Source organism: Paenibacillus sp. NRS-1781 (genome assembly GCF_050467745.1).
Classification (GTDB): Bacteria; Bacillota; Bacilli; order Paenibacillales; family Paenibacillaceae; genus Paenibacillus; species Paenibacillus terrae_A.
Genome location: NZ_JBITPI010000015.1, coordinates 324,003 through 343,866, shown reverse-complemented (window position 1 = coordinate 343,866; position 19,864 = coordinate 324,003). Strand labels below are relative to the sequence as shown.

Sequence of the window (19,864 nt, the reverse complement as noted above, 5' to 3'; positions counted from 1 at the left end):
AAAAACACCAGATAATCTGATTCGGGAATGCTCCGGCACTCCATTCCTGCTGGAATCTCTCCAGCGTAATCAGAGGCAATCGGTATTCCATAGAGATAGCCCTTTTGACCATCCTGATAGAACCAGCCTGCGGTTTGACCCAATTGTCCGGGTAGCTTGAGATGAGACATGCTTTCCAGTGTTCCGCAAATGTCATCACAATTATGACCGTTTCTCCAGAAATCACCGTAGTTTCGAGAAGAGGTATCCCAGATTCCAATAAATTTGTGTGCTGGTATACGCTCAATTTTGATTTCGGCTTCTTGCAAATGTTCCTTAACCATCTGATCCCGCTCCTTCAAATGATAATGATAAGGAGAGAACACTTCAACATGAATCGCTAACGGAATAGGTCTCGGGTCTCTTTGATATGCAGCCGGGGTTGCCTTAAAAGCTTTTACAAATGCTCGTGTAAAAGCTTCCTGTGAAGAAAACCCATACTTTATGGCAACGTCGAGGATACGGGCATTGCTATCCCGGAGTTCAAGGGCTGCACGGCTAATCCTGCGCATCCACACATAATCCCTTAACGTCATTCCTGTAAGAGAATGAAACTGTTTGGTGCAGTAATAAGGGGAGTAGCCTAGCTGATTGGACATTCTCAACAACGATGGTGCTGAAGTATGGTTATCATCAATCCAATCAATCATGAGCTGGACCATTTCGTTCCATTCGTACACGATGGTTCCCTCCTTTCAATTCCATCTTAACAAGCGGAATGCAGGAATATTTGACTTGAGTTGCATGGCACCCTACAGCCAATCAGATGGGCCATGCTTCTTCAGGCACCCCGTTTTGTGCGAAAATATAATCTCTGGACTCATTGGCTAACTTGCGCAAGCGTTGGATGTCTACATGCAGCATTTTTCCGTTCCGTTTGACAGCTTTCCCAGCCACAAACACTGAATCGACGTTGCTCGTGTTTGCGCATTGCACAACAGCACCGATGGGATGATTTACCGGGAACATATTCAGGTCGTTGGTTCGGATCATAATCAGATCGGCTTCTTTTCCCGGGGTTAACGTACCGATCTTATGATCCAGTCCCAATGCTCGGGCGCCATCAATCGTCGCGAATTCTAAAATGTCCCGTGCTGAAATGGTGAATTCCACCGGCATTTCTCCTGTGGATAAAGTCTTTCCATTGATTCTGGAGCGTTCTGCTTGCAAAGCGAACTTCATTTGTGCAAACATGTCCCCACCAGTCGATACTACGACATCGACTCCTAATGAGGGTCTTCCTCCGTTCTCCATAAATAGCCCTGTAGCCGGATAGCCATGTCCCATCATCATTTCGATTTCCGGTGTAACGGAAATGGAGGCGCCCGAATCTGCGATTAGCTTGTACTCCTCATAGCTGAGTGTATTGGCATGGGCAAAGTTAAGATCCGATCCGAGCAGTCCAGCCTTATGCATTTTTTCAATCGAACGATCCACCGAACCCCATGTCCCGAACCCTAAATGCATGGTACACAGCACACCAAGCTCCCGAGCGAATCGAATCTCATCGACTGCTGTTTCCCAGGCGCTAAATTCTGGTCCTCTTATGGCTAGCCCCATGGTAAGCAGCTGGTCCTCTGATGAGAAATACTGCTTCTTCACCCGTCTGCTGTCATCGGATTGTCGTATCTGGCTTTCTCTGGACCAATATTCGCCATCACCAGGAACTCCGTGGGCAAAGACCGCTCGTGTTCCCGATTCTTGCAAGCCCCGGATCAGCTCATCCGTATGCTCGGGTGAATTAATCATCGACCAATCCAGTAGCGTGGTAACCCCTGCATCCAACGCTTCCAGCGCGCCCAGCAGATTGGCTATATACCCATCCTGCGGACGTAATTTAGCTCCAATATTCCCATAGTACATACGCCCCAGGTACTTTTCGAGCGACCAATCGGCACCTACATTACGAACGACAGATTCCCAGGTGTGGCGATGTGTATCCACAAATCCCGGCATAACGATCATGTTTGTAGCGTCAACAACTTCACAATCGGATGCTTCCAGCTCCGGTTGAACAGCGACAATTTTTTTTCCCTCAATGAGAATATCCGCTTTCTTAAAATCACCCATTGTCTTATCGAGCGTAAGTACACAGCCGTTTTGGATTAATAAACGATGGTTCATCTTTTTATCTCCTTTGCATGTTGTTAGATGACTTAATTCTATGACCTCTCTTAGATCGATGTTTAATCTATATATGTATATTGTAAGCCTAATGATATAAATCACAGTATTTTTTTTCGTGCAGATAAGCTCCTTTACATGGAATCGAAAAAGTGGTCAGACCCGCTCTATGATCTTATTTCTTGCAACCAGCATCTCCTTTGTATAGACTAACAGGATTAGCTAAAATAGAAATAAGATTCATTATGTACATGTATACGTAAATACCTTACATAGAAATTCGATTAAAGGAGAATTGCTGATGTCACCCAGAAACGGAGTGAAGCTGCAAGATATTTTACAGGCTGCCGAGGACATTGCCAATGAACGGGGGATGGGCGATGTCACGCTCACCACGCTGGCGCAGAAGTTGCACATTCGCCCCCCGTCTTTGTATAACCACGTGGACGGGTTGAACGGACTGCGCCAAGTGCTGGCTCTACACAGCTTGGGACAGTTGGAGGAAGCTTTGGTGAGCGCGGCGGTTGGCAGAGCGGGTGACGATGCACTGACCGCTATGGGGAAAGCCTATATGCGATATGCCCGCGAGCGACCTGGTTTGTATGAAGCGATGCTGTATGCAACTGATCGAAATAATCCCGAAATGAGGCAGGCTGCGGATCGTGTGGCGGAGCTTGTTATTTCTGTTCTGTCCAGCGGTTACGGATTTAAGGAAGAGGATTGTGTTCATGCGACGAGGGGGTTTCGCAGTCTGCTTCATGGTTTTGCCTCGCTCGAACAGAAGGGCGGCTTTGGTTTACCCGTAGAAGTGGATCGGAGTATTGAAGTCATGCTGAACACTTTTTTGGCAGGTTTGCGTGTGCAGCAGGAATGAGTATAATATGAGGTTTAAACTCTGTGAGGTTTCCTGTTAATGGCTTCTATAAAATAAAATGTATAATTATCTGTTCTGTGTGGCTAAAAATTGATATACTCAAAAAATACTGTTAAACGGCCGAATATGGAACCGGTTCTACAGCGGGAATGAACTAAGGGATATTGGGGGATTGTGGATGCAACAGCTTTTACAGGATGTGATCGGTGTCATTAACGACTTTTTCTGGTCCAAGTTGTTAATTGTCATGCTGATCGCATTGGGACTATTTTTTACGTTCCGCACTAAGGGTCTGCAAGTACGAATGATCGGAGACATGTTCCGCGTTCTGAAAGAGTCGAAGCGCGGCTCCAAGGGCAGCATTTCACCTTTTCAGGCATTTTGTATCAGCATGGCGGCGCGTGTAGGTACGGGTAACATTACAGGGATTGCGCTTGCCATTGCGCTGGGTGGGCCGGGTGCGGTGTTCTGGATGTGGATCATTGCGATTATCGGATCAGCCTCCAGCTTCGTCGAAAGCACATTAGCCCAAGTATATAAAGTGAAGGACAAAGATGGATTCCGCGGTGGTCCCGCGTATTACATGGAGATCGGCTTGAAGAAGCGGTGGATGGGTATTGTTTTTGCGATACTGATTACACTAAGCTTTGGTTTGGTCTTTAACGCGGTGCAGTCCAATACAATCACACTGGCTTTCGAAAATGCCTTTGGCACCAATCGACTGGTTGTGGGTTTGCTGATGGCGGCTGTGTTTGCGGTCATTATTTTTGGAGGAATCAAGCGGATTGCCAAAATGTCCGAGTATATCGTCATCGTACTGGCGGTGCTGTATATCGGAATTGCACTGTTTATTGTGATCATTAATATTCAGCAATTGCCGCAGGTGCTGTCCCTGATCGTACGCAGTGCGTTCGGTTTCGAGCAGGTTGCGGGCGGCTCCATCGGGGCAGCCTTGATGCACGGCATCAAGCGTGGTTTATTTTCCAATGAAGCAGGAATGGGGAGCGCACCGAATGCGGCAGCTACCGCAAACACGAGCCATCCGGTCAAGCAAGGCTTGATTCAGGCTTTTGGAGTGTTAACGGATACGCTTATTATTTGTACAAGCACAGCCATGATTATTTTGTTATCCGGGGCGTATACGAAGCCAGGGCTTAGCGGAATTGAGCTGACCCAGGCGGCTTTGAGTGTGCACATCGGCCCGTGGGCATCCGGTTTCCTTGCCATTATGGTATTCCTGTTCGCCTTTAGCACATTAATCGGTAACTACTATTATGGCGAAACGAACATCGAGTTTATGAAATCGAAGAAAATCTGGGTATGGCTTTATCGGGTTGCCGTGATTGGTATGGTTATTTTCGGAGCAGTGGCCAAGGTGCAACTGGTGTGGGATATGGCCGATTTATTCATGGGGATGATGGTTGTCGTCAATCTGATTGCTATTGCCCTTTTATCCCGAGTCGCTTTTGCAGCCTTAAAGGATTATTCACGGCAGAAAAAGGCGGGTCAGGACCCTGTCTTCTATAAAGATAGCATTCCGGGGCTAGAGCAAGTGGAGTGCTGGGAGCGGGGAACCAAGCTTTAAGGCAACGCTTGATCACAAACTACAGGCGATGATCCTTCTGTCAGCACCATTTCCCGTGAGGATGTAGCCGCAGTGGTAGTAGCGGCACTGGATGAACGGCAGACGTATCACCGTGCCATTAATCTGGCGTCAGGTAGCACGCCCATTGCTGAGGCTATCCAGCAGGGGTGATGGATTTAGGAGCATTCACATCATAGTTGGAGAGAGGCAGACCAGGGATGTTATTCCGGGTCTGCCTTTTTGCTGCGGAATATCTGCGAAAAGATTTGATTAAAACTAATGATATTATTTATTATACTAATGTAATTAGTTTTAACAAGATGAGGAGATGAGATGGATGCGTGTTGTTCAGGTGCAGCATATAGTTCAATTGACGTTTCTGCCGAGACTGTTCCCGGTGAACTGCTATTTGGTGCAGGAAAAGAAGGGACTGACATTGATAGATGCCGGACTTCCTTATTGTGCAGATGGGATCGAGGAGGCTGCTGCGCGGATGGGGTAGCCAATCCAGCGAATTGTACTTACTCATGCCCATGAGGATCATGTAGGTGCACTGGATAAGTTGAAGGAACGGCATCCTGATGTGCAAGTATTCATTTCCAGACGGGATGCGCGGCTGTTACAGGGCGATGTATCGCTGGATGCGGGTGAACCGAATACTCCGATTCGGGGCAGTGTGCCCAAAAACATCCGTACACAGCCTGACGTTCTGCTGCAAGAAGGGGATTATGTGGGTCCGTTGCTGGTGATCAGCGCACCGGGACATACGCCGGGCTCGATGGCATTTCTGGACACTCGTACCCGTGCATTGATTGCAGGTGATGCCTTCCAGATCCGAGGCGGCGTTGCGGTGTCAGGGAGGCTCAAGCCGCTATTTCCATTTCCCGCACTGGCCACCTGGAACAAGGAAATTTCACTGGAAAGCGCCAAAAAGCTGGCGCGATTCAAACCATCTCTGCTGGCTGTCGGACATGGCAACTTGCTGGAACATCCACAGGATGCACTCGAACGGGCCATTCAAGAGATGGGAGGAAGCTGTAAAGCATAGTGAGGCATCGTGTTCACATCAGGCTCCGGTGGCAAAACAGAGGCGGACATAGTCAGCTTATTGACCTGGATAGAAGGACAGACCAAGATTATTATGCTGGTCTGCTTTTTTGATTATAAATAATCCCTCTATTAAGGGAATACTACTAAAGAATTCTACACACACAATGAAAAAAATATATAAATATATCTAGGATTTTACTATTTTTTTAAACACGTACGGTATTCTTAAGTTACCTAAAGGAGAAGCTGTTTCTAGGGTTAATCAAATTTTAGAGTGTAAATGGGGGATTTGAATGGAATTAACTATGGATCATGTTAATAAAACCTATGGCTCTAAGCAAGCACTAAGAGATATGTCTCTACATTTAAAGCCAGGAGTGTTGGGATTACTTGGCCCTAATGGAGCAGGCAAATCGACACTTATGCGTATATTAGCTACTATTGAGAAGCCTACAAAGGGAACTGTTAGTTGGAATAACATAGACATCGCTAAGAATCCTGATGAATTAAGGAGTGAGTTAGGGTACTTACCTCAGGACTTTGGTGTATATCCCAATATGAATCCTGTTGAATTCTTAGAATATATAGCAGCTATGAAAGGCTTGACTATGAAGTCGGCTAGGAAACGGATTGACGAACTTTTGGAGGCACTCAACCTTTCTCATGCACGAAAGCGCTTGTTGGGTGGATTTTCAGGTGGGATGAAACAGCGAGTAGGCATTGCACAATCGTTGTTGAATGATCCCTCCCTTTTGATTGTCGATGAACCAACCGTTGGCTTGGACCCTGAGGAACGGATAAATTTCAGAAATCTATTATCCTCTCAATCCTCAAATCGTATTGTAATTTTATCCACTCATATTGTGACGGATATCGAATCAATTGCTCCAAATATTGCGGTTATGTCCGAGGGACGTCTCATTACCTATACAACACCGGAACAATTTATTCAAACGGTCGATCACAAGGTGTGGGATTACGTAATTCCCTCAACTAGCTTGCAGGAGGTACAGGCGAAATATGCAATCAGCAGTGCAATTCATCGGCGCGATGGAGTGCACGTCCGCATCGTTTCGGACGTTCGTCCCGGCGAGAATGCAGTACCATTGCAACCTTCACTAGAGGATGCTTATTTGTATTCTGTAGCCGCTTTAGGAGTGACATCATGAGAAGTAACTACTTGTATTTACTCAAAGGAAATGTAACCCAAGAAATGAGAAGGTACACGTTTCTGTTGATTATGGGTATCACCTTGTTCCTCGGATATGCTTTGATTCCTGCGGCATCGGACGGTTATGAGGTCTTCTATATCAAGGGTGTACGGGGTATTTATAATTCACACTGGCTAGGGGCAATGGTTGCAATGCTATCTACCATGCTGTTATGGCTGTTTGGATTTTATATGCTAAGAAGTAAAATTTCTGAAGATCAGCGCCTGAAGATGGGTCAAATTATTGCATCTACACCTATTCGTAATCTTCGGTATATATCCAGCAGAGCGTTATCAAATTTCTGTGTGCTTATGATCATTGAACTGGTACTAGTAGTAGCCTTTATGGGAATGCAGTTGCTTCGGGGAGAGGATTTGCACATCAACCTTGCAGCATACTTTCTTCCGTTGTTATTTGTAAGTATCCCCTCTTTGTTACTTTTATCAGCCTTTACAGTGCTGTTTGACGTTTTTCCTGGGTTAAAGGGTGTGTTAGGGAATGTATTGTTTTTCGCCATTTGGATTTTTCTTAGTGTGATGTCTATTTCAAACTCCAGCAGTCTATGGGATGTTTTTGGAATAAATGCAATCCAGACGGGAATGACAAAAGAGGCGGCGGCTCATTTTGACTTTATTTCCGCAAATGAAATAGGAGGAAGTATCGGCTACTATCCCATTGAAGGGAGAACTCCTACTTTTGAGTGGGGTGGGGTGGATTGGACTGGTCACTTGCTAACTTCGCGTTTGATTTGGGTACTCGCGGCAATGTTTATCATTCTACTTTCTTCTCAGTTGTTTAATCGATTTGCAGTAGTTAAAACAGCTTTTTCTGTTAGGCTTCCTGCTCATGACACGAAGAATAAAGTGGTAGAACGTGAGGACCGCAAATCTTATCATTTATCGCCTGTGAAAAGAGATAAGAAAGTTCGCTTGTCCCGTTTAGTTAGAGCTGAGTTTCGCATTATGCTAAAGGGAATGTCTATCTGGTGGTATTTGCTGGTGTTAGGTTCGATGGTGGCGAGTTTGTTGGTACCATTAGATCAGATCAAAAGCTGGCTACCTGTCCTTTTGCTATGGCCTCTTGCAATATGGTCGCAGATGGGAAACAGAGAGTTTTTTTATTCCACGAACGAGATAATATTATCCAGTTGCCCACGTCTGTATAAGTTTTTCTCTGTCTGGATCGCGGGTATTTTAGTGACACTGCTCATTTCCTCGGGCGCTCTCATCCACTTTTTCTTGGAAGGGGAGCTTACGTATATCTATTCATGGGTAGTGGGTCTTATTTTCGTTCCGACTTTAGCTTTAACGCTGGGGACAATGACCCGATCGAGAAAGCTTTTCGAGGTATTGTATATGCTGTTGTGGTATCTGGGCCCTGTAAATGATCTTCCGTATTTAAACTTTTTAGGAGTTCCAACAGGATACGCAGCTTTATATTTGATATTGACGTTTGTGCTTTTAGTGGTGGGCATTATGATACAACATGTTCAGGAAGAAACGTTATTGGCTGGTTTTCGGAAGAATACCAAAATAAATCGGCCTACCAAAGGAGAATATCATGAGAAAATGGAGAAATAAAGGGGTAACCCTGTTGTGTGTCAGTATGCTGATAGTGATTGTGGCAGGTTGTAATTCAGACTCTGATGCGAAGAGTGAAGTGAAGACGTTCAATAGTGACAATATAAAGGAAATTTATGTTCAAACAGATAGCCAGAATATTGAGCTAAGCCAGTCGAGTAATGGACAGATTGAAGTTAGATCAACGGATAAGGGTGTAACAGCAGTGGAAGAGGGAGGGGCACTTAAGGTGAATGCCCCAGGATCTTCAAGCATATTTAATCCTAAAACGACTACTGTATACGTAGCTTTACCTAATCAGCTCTATGATAAGGTGAATTTAACTACAAAGTCCGGAAAAATCACAGGAAAAGATAGTAAATCAAAAGAACTGAATGTATCTGGAGATTCCGGCTCTATTGATATTAATGGGTTTGAAGGAGAAAAAATTGTAAGTCATATGTCCGCAGGGGATATTAATTTGGTAGGGATAAATGGCGGGATGGAGGTAAGTGCAGATACCGGTAGCATTAATATTTCTCATCAAGGAGAGATCGGACAGGATAGCAGTGTCCGAAGCAATAGTGGGAAGATTGAGGTCGAGCTTGATCCTGTCCCATCGTCACTAAGGATTAATGCCGTTACGAACTCTGGTCAAATTGAGTCTTCGTTGAAGTCTTCTTTTGATCCATCCAGCTCTGATAAAGAATTACATGCCCAAATTGGTAAGGTAACAGATGAAAGTCCTGTACTTTCTCTTGAAACTTCTTCTGGAACCATTGTGATTAAATAATAGCTTAAAAAAGACCACACATACTAACAAGCGCTGATTTCTAATCAGCGCTTGTTTCATTGATATAAGGTAGAGTGATATAAACTATAGTACCTTTTGAGAGCTCGCTATCCATGCTAATCGAGCCATTATGGGCAATAATGAGCTGTTTTGCAATGGCCATGCCGAGTCCGGTACCAAATTCGGGTGCATGCGTAGTAGATCCGCGATAATATTTTGTGAATATATTTTTGAGCGTTTCTGGCTGCATACCTACCCCGTTGTCAACGATCATTAGTTCTATCGTTGAATCATTTTTACAGGCTAATGTTAGTTGGATCTTAGTACCCGTCGGATTATGAATTACTGCATTCATTAGTAGATTTTGTAAAGCCCTATACAGTAGACGTTCATCGTAGCTTGCCATAATAGTCTTTTCTTCAGTGTGAAAGCTTATCATATACTCTGCAGAATTCGGATTATTGCGTATATCAGTAATTAGGTTTTCTATGAAAGATGTCAGGTTGCCGCTTTTGGGATGAATGGGGATCTGAAATGTTGCATTTTCAATTTGCAAAGAGAGATTAAGATCCTGAATTAACCTCTCCAGGTGTAGGCTTTTATTATGAACTTCAAGTAAAAAGGATTGTTGCTCTTCTACACTCCAAATATATTCATCATTCATCAGCAAAGTAGTGTAGCCAGTAATGTAGGTAAGCGGAGTTTTGAGGTCATGTGATATCCCGGCAATCCAGTCCCGCTTGGATTCTTCCATATTTTTTCTTTCCAATTCTGCTTGTTGAAGACTATCGGCTAGAATGTGTATATTATCAATGACTTCTTTATACAAACGATAAGGCCGTCTGAGCTTGTGTTTCTTGGTGTATACTTTATTCTTTCTAGTAAGCGGAGCTTCGTATTCTCCTTTTGTTAAATTATCAATCCATGACATGATAAACCATAGCGGGCCCCCGAAATACCAACTGAAAACTACGCTGCACATCATGATATTAATCACAAAGGTTAGTAATACAAATAAATCATAGTTTGTGTTATCAGGTGTGATTCCTACAACAGGTAAAATTATTTCTGTTGTTATGATGGTCATGAACGCCATGCTCGATAGCCAAGCCAGAAAACCTAAAATAAAGTGAATACCATAACGAAGCTTAACTTTCATTTTCGGTCCCTTCATTGTGGGGGGATGAACTTGTACCCAATTCCCTTAAGATTAATAATAATTTCGGGTGATTTCGGATTGATTTCAAGTTTTTTTCTTATTTTTGAAATATGCATGGCCACTGTCTTTTCTTCCCCATAATGAGGTGCCCCTCCCCATACCAATTCATAAATCTGTGAAGTGGAGTAAATCCGATTTGGGTTTCTTAAAAAGAAACGAAGGAGATCCAATTCCTTAGCCGTACATTCGATTTTTTGATCGTCAAATATTAGCATGGCATCCGACGGCTTAAGCATAAGCCGCCCTACCCGTATTTCCTGATTTTCCTGTGTAGCGTAGGACGGAGTTTGGTATATTTTTTGTCTCCTGAACAGAGCCTCAATCCGAGCTACGACCTCTAATGGATTGAATGGTTTTGTAATATAGTCATCCCCGCCCACGCTTAACCCTGTTAATTTATCGAAATCACTCGAACTTGCCGAGATGAATATAATCGGAGCATTGGTATGGCTTCTTACCATACTACATAGCTCAAAACCATTCATGTCAGGTAGCATAACATCCAGTATGATTAGATCGTAATTATTTTTCCGAACCATTTCCAACGTTTGTTTTGCATTTGTACAGCGGTTTATATGCGTATAGCGCTCCTTTTTCAAGGTCACTTCCAATAAAGTCAGAATACCTATTTCATCATCCACTAAAAGTATTTTTTCGTTTTTTAGCAAGGGAGGAATTCCTTTCCACAAGATTATGCATTTCGAATCGGACGAAACATTAACATCATCATGATACAAAATACGCATACAATGACTCCAAAGGAAACTAGTATTTGAGAGATCTGCAGACCTTTATTAAGAAAAATAGAAATCAGGGCTTGTGATAGAGGTACGAGTCCTGTCGTTGCTGTAGTAACAAGGCTTAAAACCCTCCCAATTTTATCCTGAGGGGTTCTTTCCTGAAGCAGAGTGACAAAAAAAGTATTACTAAAAGAGATAACGAACCCGATTATGCCTAATAATAATAGAGTTTGCAAAAAGTTCACGCTAATCCCTAAAAATAAAATAGCAAGCCCGCATAGTGCAAGACTTAGAAGAGAGATCAATGCTCTTCGTTTTTGGATCTTGGACACTACGATCAGGACTCCACCAGCAATCATACCTACAGTTACAGACATTTCTAGGTAACTGAGTGTTAATGCGCTTCCATGTAAAACTGAATTTACAATTAACGGAATAGCCATAGATAATGGGCCTGTGAGAAAGAAACCAGCTACGATTAAGACAATAATAATGGCTTTGATGAACGCATCCTCTTTTATGAAATGGATTCCTTCCTTCCATTCCTTAACAAGATGTAAAGATTCAGAAGAGGAGTGCTGGGCTTTATGCATGTATTTACTGACAAATAGTGAAGAAAACGCTCCAAGAATTAAAATTGCCGAAATACTGCCAAACAAATGATGATAAGAACCATAGGTAAGAATAACCCCCCCAATCAAAGGCCCCGCCAAACTGAAAAATTGCTGAATGATTTGAGATAATGAGTTAGCTTGAGCCAGATGATTCTCTGAGACGATCACAGGAATGAGTGAGGATGAAGCCGGCCAATAAAAGGCTTCTAAAATCCCGAATAATATAGCAAAGGTGACGACTGCGGAGAAGCTTAAGATATTCGATAGAAAACAAAACACCATAACGATTAACAGCAGACCCCGAAATATATCGGATAGAAACATAATATATGTTTTTTTGTAGCGGTCTGCCAGAATTCCTGTAAAGGGCATTAGTACTAGACGTGGGATGGCTGTAGCCATCAGTACAATACCTAGGCTATTACCCGATGTTAGGTGATTTACGACATACCATGATTCTGCTAAAAGGTAAATTGAAATCCCAGAACTGTTGAATGTGATTGAAAGCAGGACAAAAAGAAATGAGACATTTTTGAACAATGAAGATTTGTTTTCTTGTGGTTGCTTGGACATTTCCGCATAAGTTCCCATGTAATATCCCCTTAAGCTTATTTATTGTCAGCAGTGTGGATGATACTTTTTAGTCGAATTAGATACTCATGTGAGTGAGGATTTAAAAAGTTTAAAATTTTAAATAGACACGATAGTCGTTGGATTCTCCTCCCTTACTCCGTAGTATTAAATCCTCTTACCCTAATTGCATATTCTTGAGGTTTGTGTTGAAATAAGCATAAGTTGACGTAATACAATGTAACAGAGTGGATATAATTACTCAATTTACTTTTATACTGGAATAACATAGAAAATTATATCTTAAAAACAAAAGATATTACATATACAAATTATTAAAATGTGGGTTGACAAAATACATCTTCAAGAGTAAGTTGTTAATGTAATTATACAGAATATTGAATTTATAGATTTATAGACATTTTTCGACAAATTTTTCGATTCTCATTACTCGTAAAAGAGGGGGATTTTGTGGATAATTTGACTCAACGTTCGCTAAGAGCGAATGGGGCTACTGATGTTTATAAGCGATATATGGGTGGATTTGATCATTATGTAGAAATTCCGAATCAGAAAATGGAAATTATGATTGAGAATAAAAATACAAAGGAATTTATGGTTGAGCTTCTTCCGGAGGAAACGAAGGAACTGGTTAAGCAGGGTGCAGAAACAGCAAACACGTTGGCGACTCTTTTATATACGATTTGGGGAATTATTCTACAAAAGTATACGAATACAGAGGATATTGCTTTTGAAAGAAGGATACATCAGGAAGGAGAGGTTGAAACCCGAAGAATATTTCCTTTCCGAATGCGTAGTAAAGAAAACGAAACGATCTTGCAGTTATTGGAGCGTATAAATGTAAATGAAAGGAAACTGACACAGTTATTCTTTTTAACAGATACTGTGTTTGACCAGGCAGTTGCGCCCCATTTTTTTATCTTTGAGCAGAGTGAATTCATTCAAGAGTACAAAGATAATTTTCACATGATGCATAAAAAGGACTTAGGTGTATACGCCTTCTTGGGGCAGAATCTAAAGTTAAGGTTTGTGTTCAATCCAAATGTCTATACAGAAGAATTTGTACAGAGTATAGCTTTGCAGTATAAGCGGATTTTATTTATAACAATATCCAGTCCTGAGACGCTTGTGAGTGATGTGAGCACGATTAGTCCAGAAGAGAAAAATTATTTACTGGGAGTAAACGAAAATCGTATGGATTTTCCTCGAAATCAAAGCATCATTGATTTCTTCAGAGAACAGGTACAACGAATTCCTTATAACACGGCGCTTATCTTTGAGAGAGGAACCCTCAACTATCAAGAACTTGATTCCAAATCAGATGCAGTAGCGCACTATTTATGCAATCAAAGTATTGGACCAGGGGATCGTATAGCATTAATGAACGATAGAACTCCTTATATGATTATAAGCATTTTAGGAGTGTTGAAATCAGGTGCTACCTATGTACCTATTGATCCAGCCTATCCTGAGGAGCGGGTAGCTTATATGCTTTCAGATAGCCAGGCTGCGTTCATGTTGGTAGAGGAACAATATGAAAGTATAACCGTAAATTATGATGTAACCGTAACCATTATTAATAAAATCCTTCAAAACGACGACACCGTCTACTCGAGTGAACTTCCACCACAAGATCCGCATCATGAGGCATACATTATCTATACTTCTGGTTCAACAGGCAAGCCTAAAGGGATACTGACGACGCACACCAATATTATTAAAACAGTTGTAAATTGTGGCTACATAGAATTAACTGCGGAAGATAAGCTGTTACAACTGTCCAATTATGTATTTGATGGTTCGACATTCGATATTTTTGGTGCGCTCTTGAATGGAGCTCAACTGGTACTTGTTCCCAAAGAAACTCTTTTAGATCCTACTCAACTCTCAGCTCTCATTCAAAGGGAGCAGATCACTGTAACCTTTATGACAACCGCATTATTCAATTTGTTAGTGGATATTGATATACATTGCCTAAAGTCTCTGCGAAAAATTTTATTTGGTGGAGAGCTGTCCTCGGTAAGACATGTACAACGAGCTTTTGAGGTACTTGGAGCAGATCGGATTATTCATGTTTACGGGCCTACGGAAACAACTGTGTTTGCAACGTATTATCCTATAACCTCGGATATTATGAAGCTGGATTTTGTTCCGATTGGACGGCCTATTTACAATACGAGTGTGTATGTCCTGAACAAAGATAATCAGTTTCAGCCGATCGGGGTTCCGGGAGAATTGTATATAGGCGGTGAGGGGCTGGCTAGAGGATATTTGAATAGGCAAGAACTCACAGAGGCTGTATTTGTGAAGCATCCTTTTATTGATGGGGAACGCGTGTACAAATCTGGCGATTTGGTCCGCTGGACTAGAGATGGACAACTGGAATTTTTGGGGCGACTGGACAATCAGGTCAAAATTAGAGGGCACCGTATTGAGCTAGAAGAGATTGAGAAATCTATAGCTCAGCATCCCCAAATTAGTCAGGTAATTGTATTGCCGCTCACAGATAATGAAGGGCATTATACAGATTTGTGTGCCTATTATATCTCTCAAAACAGAGAGGAAATCACGAACCTCAAAGAGTATCTTTCATTTGAGCTTCCTGCTTATATGGTTCCATCCCAATATATTGCTATGAAAGAATTTCCATTAACCCCCAATGGGAAAATTGATAAAAAGTCATTTCCTTTACCCGTGCCCTCAGTGCGGACAAATTATGAGGTTCCATCCAGTGAAACAGAAGCTAAGCTGGTAAAAATGTGGAGCGGGATTTTTCAAAATGTGAGCATCGGGATTCATGATAACTTTTTTGATCTGGGTGGGCAGTCTCTTAATGCAATGATGCTTATTTCACAAGTAAAGAAGGAGTGGGGGATTTCAGTATCCATACGGAATTTTTTTGAACATCCTACGATTCAACAACTGGCTCAGTATATCCAGGCTGCTCACCAAGATCATTCGCAGGTGCAGATTAGTCTGGAACCTTGTGAAGAAAGAAAGTATTATCCGGTATCAGCAGCTCAAAGGGCTATTTATACCATACAACAATTGGATGAGCAGGGTTGCGGGTATAACATCACTTCCGTCCACTATATTCAAGGAAAGGTAGATCATCAACGTTTGGAGGAAGTTATTAATTCCTTGATTCAAAGACATGAAAGTCTTCGTACCACTTTTCATTATGTGGATGGGCAGCTCGTTCAAAAAGTCAATCCTGAAGCAAGAATCCGCCTGGAAACATGTAGTGTTCATCATCTGGAGGAAATTCCTGATTGTATTCAATCTTATATCCAACCCTTTAATTTGGAAAAGGCTCCATTATTTCGTGCCTCTCTGCTAGAGAGCGGGCCTGAGCAATATATATTCATTATGGATACACATCATATTGTTATGGATGGTATATCGATGAATGTTTTCTATAAAGAACTGTCTGAATTGTATCAGGGGGGAGTACTACCACTCAATATCTATCAATTCAAAGATTATTCTGTATGGGAAGATCGAGTGCTCCAAACAACGGAGTATGATGTTAAAGCTGAATTTTGGCAACAGAAATTTTCAGATGAGCTTCCAGTATTAAATTTACCGACGGATTACTCACGACCTCCAAAGCAAGATTTTGAGGGAAGTCGAAGTTATTTTGAGATGGATCAAGACTTGATAATTGATCTTAAAAAAATAACAGATCAGAGCGGTGCGACTACATTTATGGTTTTATTAGCAGCTTATCATGTACTCTTGTCAAAATGGAGCGGACAAGATGATATTATTGTTGGAACAGCTGTCGCGAACCGTAATCATGTTGAATTAAATAATGCCGTAGGTATGTTTGTAAACACGGTGGCTCTTCGAAATACATCTAATGGGCAGCAGACCTTCTTAGAGTTACTGTTAACTATAAAAAAGAGAACACTACAGGCATTTGAACATGCTGATTATCCATTCGAAAAAGTAGTTCAGAATTTAAAGCAGAACCGGGACGCCAGTCGGAATCCACTATTTGATACCATGCTCATTATGCAAAATATGGATCAACACGAATTGATTATAGATGGTGCAGTCGTTGAACCGCTAAATGTGGCCGGTAACCAATCGAGATTTGATCTGTCCTGGGAATTTTATGGAAAACGACATTTAAGCTTTGCAATTGAGTACAGCACTGCTTTGTTTCAGAGTGAAAGCATTAGCAGAATGGCAGAGCAGTTTATTTTTATACTGAGACAAATTACTAGCTTGCCTGAGATTCAACTGCTGGATTTAGAGGTACTGCCAGCGAGCCAGAAACAGCTTGTACTAGGTGATTTTAATAATACCTTTCAGCCTTATCCTGAGTATAAGGTTGCTCATCAATTGTTCGAGGAAATAGTAGCATCCAGGCATAATCATACTGCGATCGTTTGTGGTGAACAGCACGTCTCTTATCTGGAGCTTAATCATTGGGCGAACTCACTGGCTCGGACATTGCGTTTTGAACTTGGAGTAAAAAGCGAACAATTTGTAGGTATTATGATGGATAGGTCTATTGAGATGGTCGTTGCAGTGTTGGCCGTACTTAAGGCAGGTGGGGCTTATATGCCGATTGATCCTACCTATCCTGCCGAGCGGATACAATATATGTTGAAAGATAGTAGAGCCCATTGGCTATTAACTCATTTGGACGTTCAGGTACCTACTGACTATCCGGGGGAAGTTCTGAAAGTGGAGCTGTCAGATTACAAAACAGAAGCTACCTCGGATAACCTGCTGAATATAAATACAGCTCATGACTTGGCTTATATGATCTATACATCCGGATCGACTGGAAATCCGAAAGGGGTCATGATCGAGCATCAGGGATTAAGTAACTTTTTATTGACAGCCCCAACATTGGGTATTCATGAAGATTCAAGAGTTTTACAATTTGCCCCTTTTAGTTTTGATGGATCAGTCGCAGAAATCTTTCAGACCCTCCTCTCCGGTGCTACATTATATGTGGAGAAGAAGGAGAACATTATTTCGGATCTTTTGCACATGCTTCGGGAAAAGAAAATTACAGCAGCTATTCTTCCACCCAGCATGCTGAGAGCGGTAGAATACAAAAGCTTACCTCATTTGAAAACAATAACAACAGTAGGCGAAGCTTGTAGTAAGGAGCTTGTAGAGATATGGGGAGAAGGCAGAGATTTCATTAATGGATACGGGCCAACGGAAGCGACGATCGGATCTACTCTGGGGGTTATCACCAAGCATACAGACAAAATTATAATAGGAAAGCCTATACCCAATAAAAAAATATATATTGTGAATTCTAATATGCAGCTACAACCGATCGGGGTGTCTGGAGAGATTTATATTGGTGGGGCAGGAATTGCAAGGGGCTATTGGAATAAGCCGGACCTTACCAAAGAGAAATTTGTTAATAATCCGTTTGGAGAAGGTCGAATCTATAGATCGGGAGATTTAGGGCGGTGGTTGCCAGATGGTACTATTGAATTTATGGGTCGAATAGATCATCAGGTTAAAATTAATGGTCACCGTATCGAAATGGAAGAGATTACAGAGACGCTTTTAAAGCATCCAAGTGTCTTGGAAGCCATTGTTATTGATCGTCAGGAAGAGCAGCATACTAAATTAGCTGCTTATGTAGTACAGAAAGATGACAGTATCCGTGAAGAGTTATGGACATATTTAAGTGCCCGGCTGCCTCAATATATGATCCCTAACTATATTGTTACACTATCTTCATTGCCTTTGACTCCTAATCTGAAGATAGACAGAAAAGCTTTGCCGGATCCTTACCTTGGCGTTTCCGAGGCTTCAGCTTACGTTGAACCCTCTAATGAAATAGAAGCTCTTTTGGTATCCATTTGGCAAGAGACTCTTAAAGTTGATCGTATAGGTGTGCTGGATCATTTTATTAAATTGGGCGGAGATTCAATCAAGGGTATTCAAATTGCGGCTCAGTTAAGCAAACACCACTATAAATTGGATTTAAAAAGGCTTTATGAGTATCCGAGTATTATAGAATTAGCCCCGTATGTGGTTCCTATCCGTAAGGAGTCGGAACAACAAACTATTATAGGACAGGTGCCACTAACACCGATACAAAGTTGGTTTTATGAACAGGAATTTCCTGAAGAGCAGCACTGGAATCAGTCTATCCTTCTTCCGGCGGATACGATATGGGATGACAAACGAGTCGAAAAGTCCTTGATGAAGCTGATTGAGCACCATGATGCGCTGCGTATGAAATTTATTAAGGAACAAAATCAAGTTATTCAAATGAACCAGGGATTGGATCATAAGAGTTTTGAATTTCATGTCTTCCATTGGCAAACGGAGATGGACTGGGAAGAGAGCATTAAGAAGGAAACGATTAGACTGCAAAAAAGTATGAATCTTTCTGAGGGTATCTTAATGCAAGCGGGACTTTTTAAAACACCTGAACAAGAATACCTGTTTATAGCCGTTCATCATCTGGTGATTGATGGGGTTTCATGGCGTATTCTTCTGGAGGATTTTAACCAAGTATATACACAGCTTGAACATAATTCTGAGATAGTCCTTCCTCCAAAAACGGATTCGTTTAAGGAGTGGAGCCATGCATTACAGGAATATGCGAGCACACAACAATTCCGAAATGAGCTCGGTTTTTGGGAAATTCAAGATGAGTTTATGCGGCAACAGCTCCCTAACAACCGGGAAAGTGCCCGTAGATGCACAATGCAGGATAGCAAGGTAATTTCAATCATATTTCCGAAACGAACAACACAGGATCTATTGACTCAGGTCCACCGTGCATTCAACACAGAAGTTAACGATATTTTGCTGAGTGCTCTTGTATGGACCGTGACTCAATGCACAGGGAATCCAATGATATCCGTTGCCTTAGAAGGCCATGGAAGAGAATATATCCACAGAGAAATTAACATCAATAGAACACTGGGATGGTTTACATCCATCTTTCCAGTCATCTTCACATTGGACAATCTTGAGATAGGGGAAGTCATTAAAACGGTCAAAAATACACTGCGGAGCATCCCTAATAAAGGCATAGGCTATGGAATTATGAAGTATATATGTGCGGACAAATTGGCCCATTCACCGAGTCTATCCACGGGAATCAGCTTTAACTATTTAGGTGTATTTGATACGGGAGCTTTATTACAGGGATTGGGCCAATCCTCCATTTCTATTGGAGACTCAATAAGTCCACTTACATCGATGACGACTGATTTGGAAATTAATGGAGCGGTTAATCGGGAAAATTTACTGTTGGAATTCCGATATGATCCGAACCTATATGCTAATCAGGCGATGAATAGGCTCGTCGAGACATTTCAAGCAAGTTTGTACGGTATTATTCAGTATTGCATGGAGAAAAAGGAGCAGGTACTAACATCAAGCGATTTTAGTGCCAAAGGAATCAATCAAGAGGATCTGGATTTATTCCTGAATTCCTTAAACTAAAACAGGTATTGAGGTG

11 protein-coding genes and 1 pseudogene are annotated in these 19,864 nt (G+C 41.9%); 7 read left to right on the top strand and 5 right to left on the bottom strand.

Going from position 1 to position 19,864, the window contains the following annotated elements; translation table 11 throughout:
• Together ACIFO6_RS06105 and ACIFO6_RS06100 are read right to left on the bottom strand one after the other, a co-directional pair.
• A partial coding sequence (locus tag ACIFO6_RS06105) for a helix-turn-helix domain-containing protein (RefSeq protein ID WP_430039046.1) occupies positions 1 to 719 on the bottom strand: 719 nt, incomplete at its 3' end.
• Positions 720 to 801: 82 nt separating this feature from the next.
• Positions 802 to 2,163, bottom strand: coding sequence for an amidohydrolase family protein (locus ACIFO6_RS06100; RefSeq protein ID WP_430039044.1), 1,362 nt, complete (start codon positions 2,161 to 2,163; stop codon positions 802 to 804).
• Between the two features lie 301 nt (positions 2,164 to 2,464).
• Between ACIFO6_RS06100 and ACIFO6_RS06095 the strand changes: the two genes are divergently transcribed.
• The 6 genes and pseudogenes from ACIFO6_RS06095 (at position 2,465) to ACIFO6_RS06070 (ending at position 9,235) form a co-directional block, all read left to right on the top strand.
• A complete protein-coding gene (locus ACIFO6_RS06095; RefSeq protein ID WP_430039042.1) occupies positions 2,465 to 3,037 on the top strand; it encodes a TetR/AcrR family transcriptional regulator in 573 nt (190 codons plus the stop codon).
• Positions 3,038 to 3,215: 178 nt separating this feature from the next.
• Complete coding sequence (locus tag ACIFO6_RS06090) at positions 3,216 to 4,622, top strand: alanine/glycine:cation symporter family protein (RefSeq protein ID WP_430039040.1); 1,407 nt, start codon at positions 3,216 to 3,218, stop codon at positions 4,620 to 4,622.
• Positions 4,623 to 4,959: 337 nt separating this feature from the next.
• Positions 4,960 to 5,670: pseudogene (locus ACIFO6_RS06085) on the top strand (MBL fold metallo-hydrolase).
• Between the two features lie 295 nt (positions 5,671 to 5,965).
• A complete protein-coding gene (locus tag ACIFO6_RS06080) occupies positions 5,966 to 6,841 on the top strand; it encodes an ABC transporter ATP-binding protein (protein WP_430039038.1) in 876 nt (291 codons plus the stop codon).
• Complete coding sequence (locus ACIFO6_RS06075) at positions 6,838 to 8,463, top strand: hypothetical protein (protein ID WP_430039036.1); 1,626 nt, start codon at positions 6,838 to 6,840, stop codon at positions 8,461 to 8,463. Before ACIFO6_RS06080 ends, ACIFO6_RS06075 begins: the two co-directional genes overlap by 4 nt.
• The gene (locus ACIFO6_RS06070; protein ID WP_430039034.1) at positions 8,444 to 9,235 is read left to right on the top strand and encodes a DUF4097 family beta strand repeat-containing protein; all 792 of its coding nucleotides are present in this window, start codon (positions 8,444 to 8,446) and stop codon (positions 9,233 to 9,235) included. The genes ACIFO6_RS06075 and ACIFO6_RS06070 overlap by 20 nt, the downstream gene beginning before the upstream one ends.
• Before the next feature lie 40 nt (positions 9,236 to 9,275).
• Here the strand turns inward: ACIFO6_RS06070 and ACIFO6_RS06065 are convergent, their stop codons facing one another.
• From ACIFO6_RS06065 to ACIFO6_RS06055, 3 genes are read right to left on the bottom strand one after another with little or no spacing between them, the layout of a single operon-like run.
• A complete protein-coding gene (locus tag ACIFO6_RS06065; protein WP_430039032.1) occupies positions 9,276 to 10,394 on the bottom strand; it encodes a sensor histidine kinase in 1,119 nt (372 codons plus the stop codon).
• An 11-nt stretch (positions 10,395 to 10,405) separates the two neighbouring features.
• On the bottom strand, positions 10,406 to 11,143 hold the full coding sequence (locus ACIFO6_RS06060) for a response regulator transcription factor (RefSeq protein ID WP_430039030.1): 738 nt from the start codon (positions 11,141 to 11,143) through the stop codon (positions 10,406 to 10,408).
• Between the two features lie 2 nt (positions 11,144 to 11,145).
• The gene (locus ACIFO6_RS06055; RefSeq protein WP_430039028.1) at positions 11,146 to 12,399 is read right to left on the bottom strand and encodes an MFS transporter; all 1,254 of its coding nucleotides are present in this window, start codon (positions 12,397 to 12,399) and stop codon (positions 11,146 to 11,148) included.
• 450 nt (positions 12,400 to 12,849) lie between these two features.
• On the opposite strand from ACIFO6_RS06055, the gene ACIFO6_RS06050 reads away from it, so the two are divergent.
• The gene (locus tag ACIFO6_RS06050; protein ID WP_430039026.1) at positions 12,850 to 19,848 is read left to right on the top strand and encodes an amino acid adenylation domain-containing protein; all 6,999 of its coding nucleotides are present in this window, start codon (positions 12,850 to 12,852) and stop codon (positions 19,846 to 19,848) included.
• Positions 19,849 to 19,864 lie beyond the last annotated feature (16 nt).